The sequence below is a fragment of the Acinetobacter sp. YH01018 genome (assembly GCF_013420295.1).
GTDB lineage: Bacteria > Pseudomonadota > Gammaproteobacteria > Pseudomonadales > Moraxellaceae > Acinetobacter.
The window spans coordinates 43402-58488 of sequence record NZ_VOYL01000016.1; the positions used below are offsets into that span (position 1 = coordinate 43402).

The window sequence follows — 15087 nt, forward strand, 5'->3', positions numbered from 1 at the left end:
AAAAATGCTGACGGAAGTCGGCATTTTTTATGCCAAAATAATTTATATAACAACTGAATCAAATTTTTAATTGGGGTAAGAGTGGAAATTCAAACAAAAAAGTTTGCAGTATTAATCGATGCAGATAATTCATCAATTAACGCCATTTCATCTGTACTTGAAGAAGTCGCTAAATATGGAATTGCAAGTGTAAAAAGAGTGTATGGAGATTGGAGTAGTGAAGCGTTAAAAAAATGGAGAGATGTTCTACTGCCTCATGCAATAACTCCTGTTCAGCAATTTGCTTATACAAAAGGCAAAGATGCCACAGATATGATCTTAATTATTGATGCTATGGATTTACTGTATGCAGGTGCATTAGACGGTTTTTGTATTGTATCAAGTGATAGTGATTTTACTCCTTTGGCTTCACGTATTCGTGAAAATGGTCTGAGTGTTTATGGTTTTGGTAAGAAATCGACTCCTGAAGCTTTTAAAAAGGCATGTGATAAATTTATTTATGTAGAAAATCTCCTAACGGATGTAGATGTTAAAAATGGTGAGGATGAGGAATTAGCATTAGTACAAGATAAAAAAATAGCAGAAACTGTAAAGACAACAGAATCTAAAGCTATCCAACAAACTAAAGAAAGTACTTTACCCGAAGCAATGGATCGGGCTACTTTAAATTTGATTTATAAAGCTGTTAAAGATAACGCTGATGAAAATGGCTGGGCAAATTTGGGTATGGTTGGACAATATATTAGTGCAGTAAAACCTGATTTTGATTCACGAAATTATGGTCGAGCTAAATTATCAGGTTTGATAAAAACGCTTAATTTATTTGAAACTAAAATTGAAATGAGTCAAATGTATTTAAGAAAAATAAAAAAGCAGAGCATTGGATAATATGTGGAAAAACATTCGGATACTGTGTTTACTCATCATTTTATTGATTGTGGCAGTAAATGCCTACCGTGACCAGAACCAGGACTGGTCCAAACCCATTATAGTCATGCTGCATCCTGTCAATGCAGATGGGCGAGCTGCGACTCAAAGCTATATTCAATCGCTAAACTTGTCTGAACTGAATGGAGCACAAGCATATCTCCAGCAGATGTCGGCACAGTATCGCGGACAGCCAATTGCCATTTATTTTCAGTTGGGTCGTGAACTGAAACAATTGCCCCCGAAAGTACCCCCACAGGCAACCATGCTGGATAATATTTTATGGAGTCTGAAATTCCGTTTTTATGCATGGAAACAGCATGAACGTGCTGACGGTTCACCCAGTGTGACCCTGTATTTAAATTATTATGATCCCGAAAAAATTAAAGAGTTGAAACATTCCACTGCCTTGCAAAAAGGCCGCATTGGTTCGGTGAATTTATTTGCATCGAAAAAGCAGGCTGAACAAAACAAGATTGTACTGGTGCATGAGTTGCTCCATGCTTTTGGTGCAAGTGACAAATATGATTTAACGACAGGTCAGCCCATTTATCCACTGGGTTATGCTTATCCAAAGCAGCAGCCTTTATTTCCGCAAGTCAAAGCAGAGTTGATGGCGGGATATATCCCGGTTTCGGAACAAAAAAGCAAAATGCCGGATTCATTGAAGCAGACTTTAATTAATGAAATGACCGCAATTGAATTGGGCTGGAAAAAATAATCCTGGGGGATAACGATGCTTTTATCCATAGTTGCATATCGGGCTGTGGATTAAAATGCAGAGAAATAACAGACTTTTGACCGAAAATCAGCTAAAACTACAGGTATTCCTAAACAAAAGACTTGAGAAAAAACATGAGAACAGTAGGAAATGATTTAGTTCGACATCAGCTGCATGAAAATCGAAAATGGTATTTAGCTCTGGGCATTGTACTGACCTTGTTTGCTCTTGTACTGCTTGCTTCACTACCTTTTGCTACGCTTTCTGTGGTATTCCTGTTTGGCATACTGATGATGATTGGCGGTGTTCTGCATTTTGTTGCAGCTTTTAAAATTTTTGAAGGGGGGACCCGCTGGCTATGGGCCCTGTTTGGCGTACTGTATCTGGTTGCTGGTTATTATGCTTTTAGCACACCGGTAAAAACCGCGATTGTGCTGACCAATCTCTTGGCAATTGTATTGATCGTGGCCGGTATCATCCGTATTTTTAGTGCCATTATTTTTAAAGTGTATCAAGGTTGGGGCTGGATCTTATTTTCGGGCCTGTTAACCCTGGTGACCGGGATTATGATTTTAAAATCACCTGATGCTCCGTTCTGGGTACTGGGGCTGTTTCTGGCGATAGATGTTTTATTTCAGGGGATTAATTATTTGACTTTAGCATCGTATATCAAACGTGAAGTACCGCAAAGTTCGGCAGATGTATAATAGTGAACTGGGAGAAAAGGGCGCATAGAGCGCTCTTTTTTATTGTATAAAGATTTATTGCTTTCATTTTTTGTTGATTATGCCTAAAACCTTTGTTCTTGCCCCCGATTCCTTTAAAGAAAGTATGACCGCCGAACAGGCCTGTCAGGCTATGCAGCGTGGCATTCAAAATGTATATCCAGATGCGGTGTGTATTTTGGTGCCCATGGCAGATGGTGGTGAAGGTACTGTGGATGCTCTGATTGCTACACAAGGCGGACAAAAGATTGATTGTGAGGTGACTGGCCCATTAGCCTCACAAAAAATCCAAACCTACTTCGGTTTAGTCGATGGGAGAAAAACAGCCATTATCGAAATGGCCAAAGCCAATGGTATCCATCTTTTAGAACCTGCCCAGCGCAATCCTTTGCTCACCACCACTGTGGGTACCGGAGAAATGATTAAAACTGCACTGGATTTAGGCGTATCTAAAATCATTATGGGGCTGGGCGGCAGCGTGACCAATGATGCCGGTGCGGGTATGGCACAGGCTTTGGGCGTAAAATTTCTCGATGTCACAGGCTCTGAGGTTGCTGTGGGCGGTGGTCAGCTCGATCAGATTCAAAGTATCAATCTTTCCGGTTTGGATGCCCGTTTAGCACAGACTGAGATCGTTATCGCCAGCGATGTGAACAATCCTTTATGTGGTGCAAATGGTGCATCTGCTGTTTTTGGTTCGCAGAAAGGGGCGACAGCTGAAATGGTGAAAATACTGGACCGAAATCTTGCTCATTTTGCATATGTGATTGAATCAGCATTAAACATCAGCAAACAAAATATCGCAGGGGCTGGTGCAGCAGGTGGTCTAGGCTTTGGTTTGATGGTGTTTGCAGGTGCCAAGATTCGTTCAGGTGTAGAGCTGGTAATTGAACAGACCAAATTGACAGAAAAAATTGCTCAGGCTGATTATGTATTGACGGGTGAAGGCAAAATTGATTTTCAAACTAAATTTGGCAAAACACCATTTGGGGTGGCGCAGGTCGCGAAGCGATTGAATAAGCCTGTGATTGCTTTTGCGGGTCTAGTTGGCGATGGTATTGATGAACTTTATGACTTGGGTTTTAGTCAAATTATCGGGATTAATCCTCCTGAAATTTCAATGGAACATGCAATTGCGCATGCTTCAATGTATTTGGAAGAAGCAGTTGAGCAATATGTAAGAAACTATAATTTTAATGAACTTATATTAAATAGTTAAGACATCATCAAATTTGTGAAGTTCCTTCTCCCTCAGGGAGAAGGCTAGGATGAGGGGAGTTTTAAATAGTAACCTCTCCCTAACCCTCTCCTTAAAAAGGAGAGGGAATAACGATGGGCATTTGATTGAGTAAACACAGTATTCAGTTTTTGAAAAAATGCTTAAGGAATAAAAAAATGAATCAAGGCGCATTACTCAGGTTTTACTAAAACCTCTGTTAAACTATTCATCTCCCTAGCACGATGAGACACCATGAGTTTAGCCACCCTGATTAATGAATTAAACCCGCAACAAAAACAGGCTGCCACCACGGAGGCAAAGCATAGTCTGGTACTTGCAGGGGCAGGCTGTGGCAAAACCAAAACCATTGTGGCTCGTGCAGCTTACCTGATTGATCAAGGTGTACCAGCTAATCAAATTCAAATTTTGACCTTTACCCGCCGTTCCGCTAGTGAAATTGTGGCACGTGTCGAATTGGCTTTGGGTGAGCAGGCCAAAGGTTTACGCGCATCCACCTTTCATACTTTTTGTATGTATCTGCTGCGCCGTATTCCGAAAGCTTTTGGTCTGGAACAGTTTTCGATTATCGACCGTGATGATCAGTTGATGATGTTCCGCTTAATTCGCAGTAAGGATGATAAAAAAAATCCCAATGCACTGCCAAAACCGAAAGAGCTGTGTGATCTGTATTCCTTTGCCCGCAATACCCGACAAAAACTCAGTATTGCTTTAGAGAAACAGCATCCTGAATTTTTGGAATATAAAGATCAGATTGCTGACATCATGAAAGAGTATGAGGCACGAAAACGTGCGCGCAGCTTTCTGGATTATGACGATATTCTGGCAGTTGTGGCATCGGCACTGGCTCAATCGGAAGGTCTCAGTGATTATGTCGCCTCGATTTGCCAGCATATGCTGGTGGATGAAATGCAGGATACTAATCCGCTGCAATGGGCTTTGCTGGAACCATTAAAAGATAAAGTCAGCCTGTTCTGTGTGGGGGATGATGCCCAGTCGATTTACGGTTTTCGTGGCGCAGACTTTGAAAATATCCACCATTTTAAAGAACGCGTACCGGATGCACAGATTTTTAAACTGGAACAGAATTACCGTTCTACACAGCAAATTTTAGATCTGTCCAACTGGTTGCTTGATCAAAGTCCAATCAAGTATGAGAAACGTCTGGATGCACATCGTGGCGAGGGCATTAAACCCAAACTGCATATCTTCCCGAACGAGTTTGATGAAGCCAAATGGATTGCCATTGATATCAAAGAGCGGCATTTTCTGCAAGGCACGCCGTGGCATGATCATATGGTACTGGTGCGTTCCAGTTTTGCCGCACGTCACATTGAGGCGGCCTTTATTCAGGCCAATGTGCCGTACCGTTTTATTGGTGGCATGAAACTGCTGGAAACCGCACATGTCAAAGACCTACTTAGTTTATTGCGGGTGATTGCCAATCCGCTGGATGATATTGCCTGGATGCGTTTTCTGACCTTATGGAATGGCGTGGGAGATGTTGGAGCCAGTAAGCTGGCGCAGCAATTATTGCAGCAGGACAATCCAGAACTGATTTTCGACAAACTGGAAAAATTTGGCCGCATTCCCGAGAAAACGCTGCTGATCATGAAGCAGATGTCGGTATTAAAAGATCAGGTGCAGGCTTGTGTCACTTTGGGGATAGAAGCACTGCTCGAACAGCTGGAAGAAAACTACGCCAAGAAAGACTGGTCGAAACGCATGGGTGATTTTGACCTGGTCAAGCAGCTGGCCACCAAACATGATCAGCTGAGTGAATTTCTGGAAGAATATGTGCTCGATCCGGTCTCGATCAGTGAAATAGAACGCCAGTCTGAAGATGATGTGGTGACGCTGATTACCATCCATTCGGCCAAAGGCACAGAACAGAAAATTTGTTATGTGGCCAATGTTTCTGCCGGACAGTATCCGCACGCACGTGCGCAAGGCAATTTTGATGAAGTGGAAGAAGAACGCCGGGTGCTCTATGTGGCTTTAACCCGTGCCAAAAATGAACTGATTTTAACCAAGCAAAATCTGAATCTTTGGGCGCGGGATCAGGTCGATGAACAGGGACGAAAAATTGAAAGCTATTTCCTGAATGACCTGACCCGCAACCTGTGTACGACCGAGACCCATTACAAGCCGCGTCAGCAAACCGTAAAAAGTGCCTTAATTGAGCGGCAATCGATTAATTTAGATTTTGGTATCGATCTCGATTAAACTATCTCAATATTGAAGTGCAAAAAGTAAGTAGGCGAGTGCTTTTTGGTTTTTTTAGCCTATTGAAAGGTCATCAGATGAAAATTTTAGTCCGTAATTTAGAACGTACAGTGACAGAAGCTGAATTGCTGGAATTGTTTAAGCAATATGGCACGGTAGAGTCATGCACCTTGGTTCTAGATGCTGCAACAGGTAAATCAAAGGGTTTTGCTTTTGTGGAAATGCCACATGGCCGTGAAGCGGTGAAAGCGATTAAAGGCTTAAATACCCTGCGTTTGCATGGAGCGGGGATTCGTGTGAAGCAGGCTGAAGACAAGCCAGCGGCGGAATAAAAACTAAAAGGAGCCATGCTCCTTTTTTTATGGATAAAATAACCAGGCTTTGATCAGGTTGAATTGGTCTATTGAATCCCCATCTCTTGATCTGGAAGGATGTAAATTCTTCTGGCTGAAATCATCCATGATCATTGAAGTGACACTCGATATCTCACTCATTGAAATGAATCTTCCACAATTTTTATTGTCATTTTTCTGAAAGACCGTTTAATCTTAACGGTGTAATCATGCCAAATCTTAGGAAATCACCATGTCTCGTGTTGCTCGCTTTCATGCCGATCGTACCAATCAGAAACTGTATTTTGCACGTCTTGCATGCCAACAAGCAGAACAAACCGATCATATTCAGCAAGCTCAGGCACATCGTGAAGCGGCGGTATTTCATTTGCATGGTGCAGTATTGGCATTTTTGCAGGAACTGGTTCGTTACTACCGTTTAAATGATTTTGCCCCGACCTTGAAATCGATTGAAGAACATATGGCAGAAAAAGGACAGATTTCGCCTGAAGTGACTGTGATGCAGCAGCTGGCGAAACAGGGTTTTATTGCCGAGCTAAAACGTGCCTACCGTATGTGTCAATATGCACCCGAACCGAGTGCTCCAGAACCTGAAGATGAAACCTCTTCCAACCTGATTATTAAAGTGACCCAAACCCCTCAAGCCTGGTTGCCGGATACCAAAATTCTGCGTGAATGGCATCGTGACCTGACCCAGTTAATTGACGGGTTTCGTAATGAGATGGTTGAATTTTAAACTTTAGCACCGGTACTCTTGAAGTTTCTGTCATCGACCTTATATAAATAGTCTAAGTAATGCAAAGTGCAACAGCCCTTTGCCACCATGTTGAACATGGAGGATATATGTCTATAGAACATTTGAAAGAATTATTTGGTAGTCAAGAAGCGATTTTAGAACTTGTTCAACTTGAAGGTGGTGAGTTGGCATTGCGAAATGCAGGCTCTGAAAAAGAACCGCTAGTCAAGATTCAGTTTAATGATCAGGTCAAAGCGTTACTTGGTGATCAAACGCAGGTGATTGCCCAGCACATGATGCAGGCGGCTTTGTTTGCTATGATGGAAAAGCAGGTCAATGAATGGCAGGCTGAAATCATGGATGAACAGCCGAAGTATCTGAGCTAAGCTTATTTAAACCTAAAAAGCGCACTTTGGTGCGCTTTTTTATGGATTGAAGATTAGTGTGTCGGTGCTTGATGATGCGCAATCTGGATCTGGTTTAAAATATGGTTGGTCATGTTGATAGCCATTTCTTCTTTGGCAAAATAAACCTGACCGATATTTTCACGGCGAATCACCTCAGCTTCTTCCTTGCTTTCTGCACATACCAACACCTGAATTTGTGGATTCAAGGTTTTGGCAATGTCGACAATTTTATGGATATCCAGAATATCCATTGGAGACAGTACCAGTAGGCGTGCATGCTGGATATGCGCCTGAATGAGTACCCCGGCTTCGGTCGCGTGTCCCGATACCGCCGCAATGCCTTTGTCACGTAGGCTTTCAACGATCTCACGGTTTTCCTCGGCAATTACCACTTTAATTTCTTGCTGCATTAAGGCTTTGGTAATGCGGCGTCCCACCTCACCATGACCAACAATCACCACCTGATCACGCAAGTATTCTTGTGAGACTTCATCTGGCAACATCGATAGCGGGTCACCACTACGTTCAAGCAAGCGGGCCAAATGTGAGCGTTCACGAATCCAGTTTTGTACCGGTTCAATGGCAGAGAACACAAATGAATTTAAGGTAATGGAGATAAGTGCACCGGCTAAAATCAGGTTTTGTCCTTCTAAAGACAATAGATTTAGTGAAACGCCTAAAGTTGCCAAAATAAAAGAAAACTCGCCAATTTGTGCAAGGCTGGCACCCACTGTTAAAGCGGTGTTAATTGGATAACGGAAGAACAGCACCAGTGCCATTGCCGCGATGGTCTTGCCAATCATAATAATGGCCACCACGGCAAGAACATGCCAGGGCTGCTGCACTAAAATCATGGGATCAAACAGCATTCCCACTGAGACAAAGAATAAAATTGAGAAAATTTCACGTAAGGGTAAAGTTTCTTCTTCGGCACGATGGCTGAAATCGGACTCTTTGACCACCATCCCGGCGAAGAATGCACCCAGTGCCATCGATACACCAAAAACCTTATAAGCACCAAAGGCTATAGAAACCGCAGCAGCCACTACGGTCAAGGTAAACAGTTCACGGGATCCCAGACGGGCAACGATCTGCATAATCCAGGGTACCAGACGTTTACCTACAATCAGCATAAAGGCAATAAAGCCGGCTACTTTCAATAGGGTGACAGCTAAAGTCATCCAGATATTGGCATTTGGGTCTGAACCGGAAATTGCTGTTCCACCCAGTAAAACTGCAGTGGCAGGGAGCAGTACCAGTACCAGCACCATGACCAGATCTTCAACCAATAACCAGCCCACTGCAATCTTGCCATTTACAGAGTTGATCAGACCTTGGTCTCCCAAGGCTTTCAGGAGGACCACGGTACTGGCACAGGACAGGCTTAGACCAAACACCAGTGCCGAGCCAAAACTCCAGCCCCAGATCATCGTTACGCCTATCCCAAGTAAGGTTGCTACAGCAATTTGCAGAACTGCACCTGGTAAGGCAATACGGCGTACCTGCATCAGGTCGGTTAAGGAAAAATGCATGCCAACCCCGAACATCAGGAACATGACCCCCAGTTCAGCCAGCTGGTTGGCAAGATGAATATCACCCACAATGCCTGGTGTATTCGGGCTAATCACAATACCCGCAACTAAATAGCCAATCAGGGGAGGAAGATGAATACGTGCAGCAATATAGCCAAAAATGAGTGCCAGTCCAAAGCCAACGGCAAGTAATATAATCAGATCTACATCATGAGGCACTAAAGACTCCTTAAGCTTGAGCCAAAGTTAAGGGTAAAAAAGAATAAGCACAAAAAATGCCAAAAAAGAATGTCTAGAAGTGTAACAAGTCGGGTAAAAAAAATGCAAAAAAAAACGACCCGGAAGGGCCGCTTTTTTCAAGAAGTCAAAATTATTTAATTTTAGCTTCTTTGAAGATTACGTGTTGACGGATTTTTGGATCAAATTTTTTGATTTCCATTTTTTCCGGCATAGTACGTTTGTTCTTAGTCGTAGTATAGAAATAACCTGTACCAGCTGAAGAAACTAGGCGAATTTTATCACGCATTGTACTGACTCCTTAGATCTTTTGACCTTGAGCACGAAGATCAGCAACAACCTTTTCAATGCCCAATTTGTCGATAATACGCATACCCTTAGTGGTTAAACGAATACGTACGAAACGTTTTTCGCTTTCTAACCAGAAACGGTGGTGATGCAGGTTCGGCTCGAACCGGCGTTTGGTTTTGTTATTGGCGTGCGAGACATTGTTTCCAACGACTGGACGCTTGCCGGTAACTTGGCAAACCTTAGACATGGTGAACTCCATTGCTAGACAGCACCGATTGTGCGGCTAGTCATTAAAAGTAAACGGATGAAATCATTCAAGGGGCGTTTTATACCAAAAATACGCTTAAAAGACAAGCGAATTTAAGAAAAACGCGGCATGATCATGTGTGATAGATCATGCCTTGATCAGTTATCGAAGAAGGGTCTTGGAAATTAGTTTGTGAATCGGCTTGTTAAACGGTGGGAGAATGAATTTTAAGCTATACAGCTTTGGATTAGACATTACTGACCGTTCATGCGACAAACTGAAGAAACCTTCTGGACCATGATATTTGCCCATACCTGAAGCACCGACCCCACCAAAAGGTAAGTCATCCTGTGCTACATGGGTTAATACCATATTCTGTCCGAAATGCCCTGAATGAGTATGCTGTGCGACATAGTCGGCACGCGCCTGATCAAAGTCGAAATAGTATAATGCAAGTGGACGAGGACGGCTATTAATAAAGTCAATCACATCGTCAATTTGATCATATTCCAGAATAGGAAGGATCGGACCAAAAATTTCTTCTTTCATAATCCGCATTTCCGTTGTGACACCGGTCACGACGGTTGGCGCAATTTTTCGAACCTTGCTTAAATCTTCATGTGCCGGATTTAATTCAATAATTTTAGCGCCATGGGTACGGGCATCTTCCAGATAGCCCTGCAGGCGGTTGTATTGTTTGTCATTAATAATCGAGGTGTAATCCTGATTGTATTCAATACTTGGATACATCTCTTCCACACAGGCTTTAAAATGCTCAACAAATTCGGCGGTTTTACCTTTAGGCAGGAACATATAGTCCGGTGCCACACAGGTTTGACCTGAATTCCACAGTTTACCTGCAGCCAGGCGCTGTGCCACATCTTGCAAATCAATAGAAGGATGAACCAGTACCGGTGATTTGCCGCCCAGTTCTAAAATTACCGGCACCAGGTTTTCTGCAGCTGCTGCCATTACGGTTTTACCAATTTCGGTTGAACCGGTAAAAACAATTTTATCAAAGGCTAAATGGCTAAAAGCATCGGAAACTGGTCCGCCACCATTAATCACCGCAACCAGTTCGGTCGGAAATGCTTCACCCAAGGCTTTTTCCAAGGCACGACCAAAATGACTGGAGGCACTAGAAATCTTGATCATGGCATGGTTACCAGCGGCAATTGCACAAATGAGCGGACCAACCGACAACAATAATGGGTAGTTCCATGGGGCAATAATCCCGATCACACCCAAGGGTTGATATTGCACCCATGCTTTTGCTGGCTGATGGATAATTCCAACATGACGCTTCGAAGGTTTCATCCAGCCGGTCAAATGCTTGCTATAATATCTGATCTGTTCAAGGCAGGTGAGTAGTTCACCGATTTTGGTTTCACCAATAGAACGGTTACCATAGTCTTGATTAATTGCTTCAGCAAATTGATCTTGATATTTAACTAAGATACGCTTGAGGCGTGCTAAACGGTCAATCCGCTCTTTTGCCGATGGAAAGGAATGACGCAGGTAAGCGTGCTTTTGCTGTTCTAGTACGTCATGTAAGTGCTGAATATTAAACGAATGTGGTGTCATTGAAGTTGTTTTTGTCTGACTGTTCATGACCTGCTACCATTGAATAAAAAGCGATTAATTTAATTTTTAGAGTAAAAACTCTAAATAGTCAAGTTACTTTATGTGTTAGTTCGCTAACCTATTGAATGAATGGTTACTTTAGGATGTCTCACTCCAAAACGGTGAAAACCAAAGAACGTATTTTACAGCTCAGCTTACAGTTATTTAATGAACGCGGTGAGCGTTCGGTAACAACCAATCATATTGCAGCTGAACTGAATATGAGCCCGGGTAATTTGTATTACCATTTTCGCAATAAAAACGAAATCATCAAAGAGTTAATGGAGCAGTATCAAGGCGAAACTCTGGAGATGCTGGCATTGCCTGATGATCGTCCGCTTGATGCCAACGATAAAATTCGTTATTTTCAGGTGCTGAGCAGCCAGCTTTGGGCCTATCGCTTTTTGCATCGTGATGTCTATCATTTGGTTGAAAATAATGAAGATTTTAGAAAAATGTATCCACGCTTTGCCGGACAGGTGATGCAGCAGGGGCAAAAAATCTATAAAGCTTTCGTGAATGCGGGCTTAATGGAAATGACAGACTCAGAAATTGAAGCCCTGATTATTAACTTGTGGATTGTTTTGACCAACTGGACCAACTTCCTGTATATGTCAGGTCATATTACCGATTCGAACCATCTGGAAGAAAAATGGGTGTGGCAGGCATTACGTCAAATGGTATTTCTGGAAGGGGCTTATCTGCGTGGTGAAAGCCGTCAAACTTATGAACATTTACTTGAAACGCTCGGCCCTTCAGAGCTTTTTGAAAGTTTATCGTCCAGTAAAAAACATGATGCAGGCTAGCCTATTTAGAAAGCCTAAAAAAAGCGTTAGAATACTCGGCTTGTTTTTCAATTTAACTGATTAGTGATATTAACCAACATGAATATGTCCACTGCTAACACGGCACGTTTACTGATTACTTGTGAAGATAAACCAGGTATCGTGCAAGCTGTTTCGAGCTTTTTGTATCATCAGGGAGCAAATATTACCGCACTTGATCAATACGCGACTGAAGCTCAGGGCGGACGTTATTTCATGCGTGTTGAATTTGAACTGGAAAATTTGCAAAGCCGTAAAGAAAGTTTAACCCAGACTTTTGCCAGCAATGTGGCAGAACGCTATGACATGCACTGGCGTCTGGCACTGGTCAGTGATGTGAAAAAAGTCGGGATTCTGGTTTCTAAAGTCGATCATGCCTTGCTTGAGCTGTTATGGCGTCATGCGCGTGGCGGTTTACCATGTGAAATTACCAAAGTGGTCTCCAACCATGACACCTTGCGTGAAGCGGTAGAAAACTTTGGTATTCCGTTTGAAGTGGTGCCGGTGAATAAAGAAAATAAACGTGAAGCCTATGCCAAAATCGATGAAATCATGCAGGGCAACGATTTACTGATTCTTGCGCGTTATATGCAAATTCTGGATGAAGAATTTGTTAAAAACTGGGAAATGAAAATTATCAACATCCACCATTCCTTCTTGCCAGCCTTTGTCGGTGCGAACCCGTATAAACAGGCCTATGATAAAGGGGTGAAACTGATTGGTGCAACAGCGCATTATGTGACTGCTGACCTCGATCAGGGCCCGATCATTGAACAGGATGTGGAACGCGTGAACCATGATTTCACCGTTGATCAGCTCCGTGAACTTGGACAAGATGTGGAACGCAATGTTTTGGCCCGTGCAGTGAAATGGCATCTGGAAGACCGTATTATTGTGGATGGCAATAAAACAGTTGTTTTTCAATAAATATTGCTAAAAATACTGGTTTAAAAGGCATGTTTTAGGCATGCCTTTTTCGTTTTCGATTCAAAAAACTTATCAAAACGGGCATTTTAATAGTTGCAAATGAAAACACTTCTCATTTATTATTGGGGTGCTTTAATTGTACTAACCGATGAGCCTGATTGCTGAAATCTTTATAGATCTACAATCGCTTAAATTAGGTAACTGATTTTAATGAGTCAATCCTCCGCTCTAAAGATGCAAACTCCCAATCCAATGAAAAAGAAAATGATCACTGCCTTGCTTGCGGTAGTGGTGGGTCACATGGGCGTGTTGTGGGCGGTAGGGCACATGAAAACTCCGGAACTGAAACCGATTGAAAAAGAACCGTTAAAGGTGCGTTTTGTAAAAATTCAAGGGCCAGCAAAACCGCTACCACCAAAGCCTAAAGCGGAACCGAAAAAAGAACCCCCAAAACCGAAAGAAGTGAAACAGGTTGAAATTGTAAAAAAACAGCTTCCACCCCCACCGAAAAAGGTAGAAAAGGTTCAACAAGTTAAAAAAGCAGAAACACCGAGACCCGTGATCAAACCGGTGGAAGCACCACCGAAACCGACAGTAACGACCACGATTTCTGAAACCAAAGTGGTGAAACCCGCACCAGTGACACCTCCACCTGCGCCAGTTACACCGCCTGCACCGGTTGCGCCTCCTGCATTGCCATCACCAAAAAATGTTGTGATTGGTGGTTCAGGCGTGCAATGGAGCCGTTCGCCAAAACCATCCTATAGCAATAGCGATCTGCAAGGGCAAACGCGTACAGCCATGGTGTATATTGAAGCGAATGAAAAAGGGGTAATTACCTCAGCGCATATAGTACGTTCGACGGGTGTTCCTGCTTTAGATGAAAAGATTTTACGCTCTGTGCGTAGTTCCAAATTCAAACCGTACAAAGAAAATGGCGTGGCTTATCCAATCAAGGCTAACCTCCCATTGGAATTGACAGTGAATCCACGCGGCTAACATTTATTAGGAGTTCGAGTATGAACTTTTCAGTTTATTGGCAACATGCTGATGCAGTGAGTAAAACCCTGTATTTCGTGTTATTGGCAATGTCGATTGCGACATGGACCATCTTCATTTTACGTATAATGGGGACTCGCCAACTGAAACAACAAGCTTATGCTCAACTTTCTCAAGCGTTAAGCAAGTTAAAAGCAAAATTTGCAGCTTTGAATTTTGAACAACGTAAAGCTGTGGCAGAACAGGCGTTGTTGCGTCAAATTTCAGCTGAAAAATCCAATGCTGAAAAAGGTGTGGCAGTTTTGGGTACCATTGCTTCACTGGCACCGTTTGTAGGTTTGTTTGGTACGGTTTGGGGTATTTTCCACGCGCTGGTTGCAGTAGGTAAGAGTGGTCAGGCAGGCTTGGCTCAAGTGGCGACACCTGTTGGTGAAGCCTTGATTATGACCGGTCTGGGTTTGGCTGTCGCGATTCCTGCGGTACTGGCTTATAACATGTGTACCCGTGCCAATCGAAGTTTGTCACACGAGTTACAAGATCAGGCACACAGTTTGTTGATTGATACCATGTTGCAACAGGACAGTGCAGCTCAGGTAGAAACTAAAGCAGCAACAAACAATCTGGTGGGAGGTCAGGCTTAATGGGCTTTCAATTGGGCGAAGACAACGATGTAGGTATGAATGAGATGAACCTCATTCCACTGATCGATATTATGTTGGTATTGATGATCATCTTCCTGGTGACAGCAACCGTTGCTAACCCGTCAATTCCATTAACCTTACCTAAAACCACAGCAGATATTACGGATTTGCCGCCTAAAAACGTCACCATCAGTATTAATGCCAGTGGAGAGGTTGCCTGGAATGGCAAGGTGCTCACGCTTGATGAATTGCAGACGAAATTTAACCAAGCGGGTCAGGAACAGCGTCAGCCAACCATTATTTTGAAAGCAGATAAAGAATCACGTTATGATACGGTTGCACAAGTGATGTCTCGTGCGAGCGAAGCCGGGCTCAGCGATATTGCCTTTGCGACTGATAACTAATCTGATCCTTTAAAAAAGCGACCTTAAAGG

The 15087-nt window shown here is 42.9% G+C and carries 17 protein-coding genes; 13 read left to right on the top strand and 4 right to left on the bottom strand.

Features of this window, described 5'->3' with window-relative positions; translation table 11 throughout:
• The first annotated feature begins 81 nt into the window (after positions 1–81).
• The 8 genes from FTT83_RS07750 to FTT83_RS07785 all read left to right on the top strand — a co-directional run bounded on the left by FTT83_RS07750 (position 82) and on the right by FTT83_RS07785 (position 7311).
• A complete protein-coding gene (locus tag FTT83_RS07750) occupies positions 82–888 on the top strand; it encodes an NYN domain-containing protein (RefSeq protein WP_086195326.1) in 807 nt (268 codons plus the stop codon).
• Between the two features lies 1 nt (position 889).
• Positions 890–1648 carry a hypothetical protein gene (locus FTT83_RS07755; RefSeq protein WP_180176475.1) on the top strand — a complete coding sequence of 253 codons (759 nt, stop codon included), beginning with the start codon at positions 890–892 and terminating at the stop codon, positions 1646–1648.
• Between the two features lie 134 nt (positions 1649–1782).
• On the top strand, positions 1783–2355 hold the full coding sequence (locus FTT83_RS07760; RefSeq protein ID WP_180176474.1) for an HdeD family acid-resistance protein: 573 nt from the start codon (positions 1783–1785) through the stop codon (positions 2353–2355).
• Between the two features lie 79 nt (positions 2356–2434).
• The gene (locus tag FTT83_RS07765) at positions 2435–3592 is read left to right on the top strand and encodes a glycerate kinase (RefSeq protein ID WP_180176473.1); all 1158 of its coding nucleotides are present in this window, start codon (positions 2435–2437) and stop codon (positions 3590–3592) included.
• A gap of 252 nt (positions 3593–3844) precedes the next feature.
• Complete coding sequence (locus FTT83_RS07770; protein WP_180176472.1) at positions 3845–5836, top strand: ATP-dependent helicase; 1992 nt, start codon at positions 3845–3847, stop codon at positions 5834–5836.
• A gap of 77 nt (positions 5837–5913) precedes the next feature.
• Positions 5914–6168 carry an RNA-binding protein gene (locus FTT83_RS07775; RefSeq protein WP_180082120.1) on the top strand — a complete coding sequence of 85 codons (255 nt, stop codon included), beginning with the start codon at positions 5914–5916 and terminating at the stop codon, positions 6166–6168.
• A gap of 253 nt (positions 6169–6421) precedes the next feature.
• On the top strand, positions 6422–6925 hold the full coding sequence (locus FTT83_RS07780) for a DUF6586 family protein (protein WP_086195331.1): 504 nt from the start codon (positions 6422–6424) through the stop codon (positions 6923–6925).
• Positions 6926–7032: 107 nt separating this feature from the next.
• Positions 7033–7311, top strand: a complete 279-nt coding sequence (locus FTT83_RS07785) for a hypothetical protein (RefSeq protein WP_086195332.1) — start codon at positions 7033–7035, stop codon at positions 7309–7311.
• 53 nt (positions 7312–7364) lie between these two features.
• On the opposite strand, the gene FTT83_RS07790 is transcribed toward FTT83_RS07785, so the two are convergent.
• The 4 genes from FTT83_RS07790 to FTT83_RS07805 all read right to left on the bottom strand — a co-directional run bounded on the left by FTT83_RS07790 (position 7365) and on the right by FTT83_RS07805 (position 11250).
• Complete coding sequence (locus FTT83_RS07790; protein WP_180174247.1) at positions 7365–9083, bottom strand: cation:proton antiporter; 1719 nt, start codon at positions 9081–9083, stop codon at positions 7365–7367.
• 151 nt (positions 9084–9234) lie between these two features.
• A complete protein-coding gene (gene rpmG / locus FTT83_RS07795; RefSeq protein WP_001205031.1) occupies positions 9235–9390 on the bottom strand; it encodes a 50S ribosomal protein L33 in 156 nt (51 codons plus the stop codon).
• A 12-nt stretch (positions 9391–9402) separates the two neighbouring features.
• Positions 9403–9639 (bottom strand): 50S ribosomal protein L28, encoded by a 237-nt coding sequence (gene rpmB / locus FTT83_RS07800; protein ID WP_086195334.1) that lies wholly within the window; start codon positions 9637–9639, stop codon positions 9403–9405.
• Between the two features lie 162 nt (positions 9640–9801).
• The gene (locus FTT83_RS07805) at positions 9802–11250 is read right to left on the bottom strand and encodes a coniferyl aldehyde dehydrogenase (protein ID WP_086195335.1); all 1449 of its coding nucleotides are present in this window, start codon (positions 11248–11250) and stop codon (positions 9802–9804) included.
• Positions 11251–11366: 116 nt separating this feature from the next.
• On the opposite strand from FTT83_RS07805, the gene FTT83_RS07810 reads away from it, so the two are divergent.
• The 5 genes from FTT83_RS07810 to FTT83_RS07830 all read left to right on the top strand — a co-directional run bounded on the left by FTT83_RS07810 (position 11367) and on the right by FTT83_RS07830 (position 15057).
• Positions 11367–12068: a TetR/AcrR family transcriptional regulator gene (locus FTT83_RS07810; protein ID WP_086195336.1), complete on the top strand. Its 702-nt coding sequence runs from the start codon at positions 11367–11369 to the stop codon at positions 12066–12068.
• A 78-nt stretch (positions 12069–12146) separates the two neighbouring features.
• A complete protein-coding gene (gene purU, locus FTT83_RS07815) occupies positions 12147–13013 on the top strand; it encodes a formyltetrahydrofolate deformylase (RefSeq protein ID WP_086195337.1) in 867 nt (288 codons plus the stop codon).
• A gap of 210 nt (positions 13014–13223) precedes the next feature.
• Entirely contained in the window at positions 13224–14012 is a 789-nt protein-coding gene (locus FTT83_RS07820; protein WP_086195338.1) for an energy transducer TonB, read from the top strand.
• A gap of 20 nt (positions 14013–14032) precedes the next feature.
• Complete coding sequence (locus FTT83_RS07825) at positions 14033–14653, top strand: MotA/TolQ/ExbB proton channel family protein (protein ID WP_086195339.1); 621 nt, start codon at positions 14033–14035, stop codon at positions 14651–14653.
• Positions 14653–15057: a biopolymer transporter ExbD gene (locus FTT83_RS07830; RefSeq protein ID WP_086195340.1), complete on the top strand. Its 405-nt coding sequence runs from the start codon at positions 14653–14655 to the stop codon at positions 15055–15057. Before FTT83_RS07825 ends, FTT83_RS07830 begins: the two co-directional genes overlap by 1 nt.
• The last annotated feature ends 30 nt before the right edge of the window (positions 15058–15087 follow it).

Excerpts from the sequence above, each read along its gene's own strand:
- FTT83_RS07765 (WP_180176473.1), top strand. The coding sequence starts at position 2,435 with ATGCCTAAAACCTTTGTTCTTGCCCCCGATTCCTTTAAAGAAAGTATG.
- rpmG (WP_001205031.1), bottom strand. The coding sequence starts at position 9,390 with ATGCGTGATAAAATTCGCCTAGTTTCTTCAGCTGGTACAGGTTATTTC.
- FTT83_RS07810 (WP_086195336.1), top strand. The coding sequence starts at position 11,367 with ATGTCTCACTCCAAAACGGTGAAAACCAAAGAACGTATTTTACAGCTC.
- FTT83_RS07785 (WP_086195332.1), top strand. The coding sequence starts at position 7,033 with ATGTCTATAGAACATTTGAAAGAATTATTTGGTAGTCAAGAAGCGATT.
- FTT83_RS07825 (WP_086195339.1), top strand. The coding sequence starts at position 14,033 with ATGAACTTTTCAGTTTATTGGCAACATGCTGATGCAGTGAGTAAAACC.
- FTT83_RS07780 (WP_086195331.1), top strand. The coding sequence starts at position 6,422 with ATGTCTCGTGTTGCTCGCTTTCATGCCGATCGTACCAATCAGAAACTG.
- FTT83_RS07770 (WP_180176472.1), top strand. The coding sequence starts at position 3,845 with ATGAGTTTAGCCACCCTGATTAATGAATTAAACCCGCAACAAAAACAG.
- FTT83_RS07805 (WP_086195335.1), bottom strand. The coding sequence starts at position 11,250 with ATGAACAGTCAGACAAAAACAACTTCAATGACACCACATTCGTTTAAT.
- FTT83_RS07820 (WP_086195338.1), top strand. The coding sequence starts at position 13,224 with ATGAGTCAATCCTCCGCTCTAAAGATGCAAACTCCCAATCCAATGAAA.
- FTT83_RS07830 (WP_086195340.1), top strand. The coding sequence starts at position 14,653 with ATGGGCTTTCAATTGGGCGAAGACAACGATGTAGGTATGAATGAGATG.
- FTT83_RS07775 (WP_180082120.1), top strand. The coding sequence starts at position 5,914 with ATGAAAATTTTAGTCCGTAATTTAGAACGTACAGTGACAGAAGCTGAA.
- FTT83_RS07755 (WP_180176475.1), top strand. The coding sequence starts at position 890 with ATGTGGAAAAACATTCGGATACTGTGTTTACTCATCATTTTATTGATT.
- purU (WP_086195337.1), top strand. The coding sequence starts at position 12,147 with ATGAATATGTCCACTGCTAACACGGCACGTTTACTGATTACTTGTGAA.
- rpmB (WP_086195334.1), bottom strand. The coding sequence starts at position 9,639 with ATGTCTAAGGTTTGCCAAGTTACCGGCAAGCGTCCAGTCGTTGGAAAC.
- FTT83_RS07760 (WP_180176474.1), top strand. The coding sequence starts at position 1,783 with ATGAGAACAGTAGGAAATGATTTAGTTCGACATCAGCTGCATGAAAAT.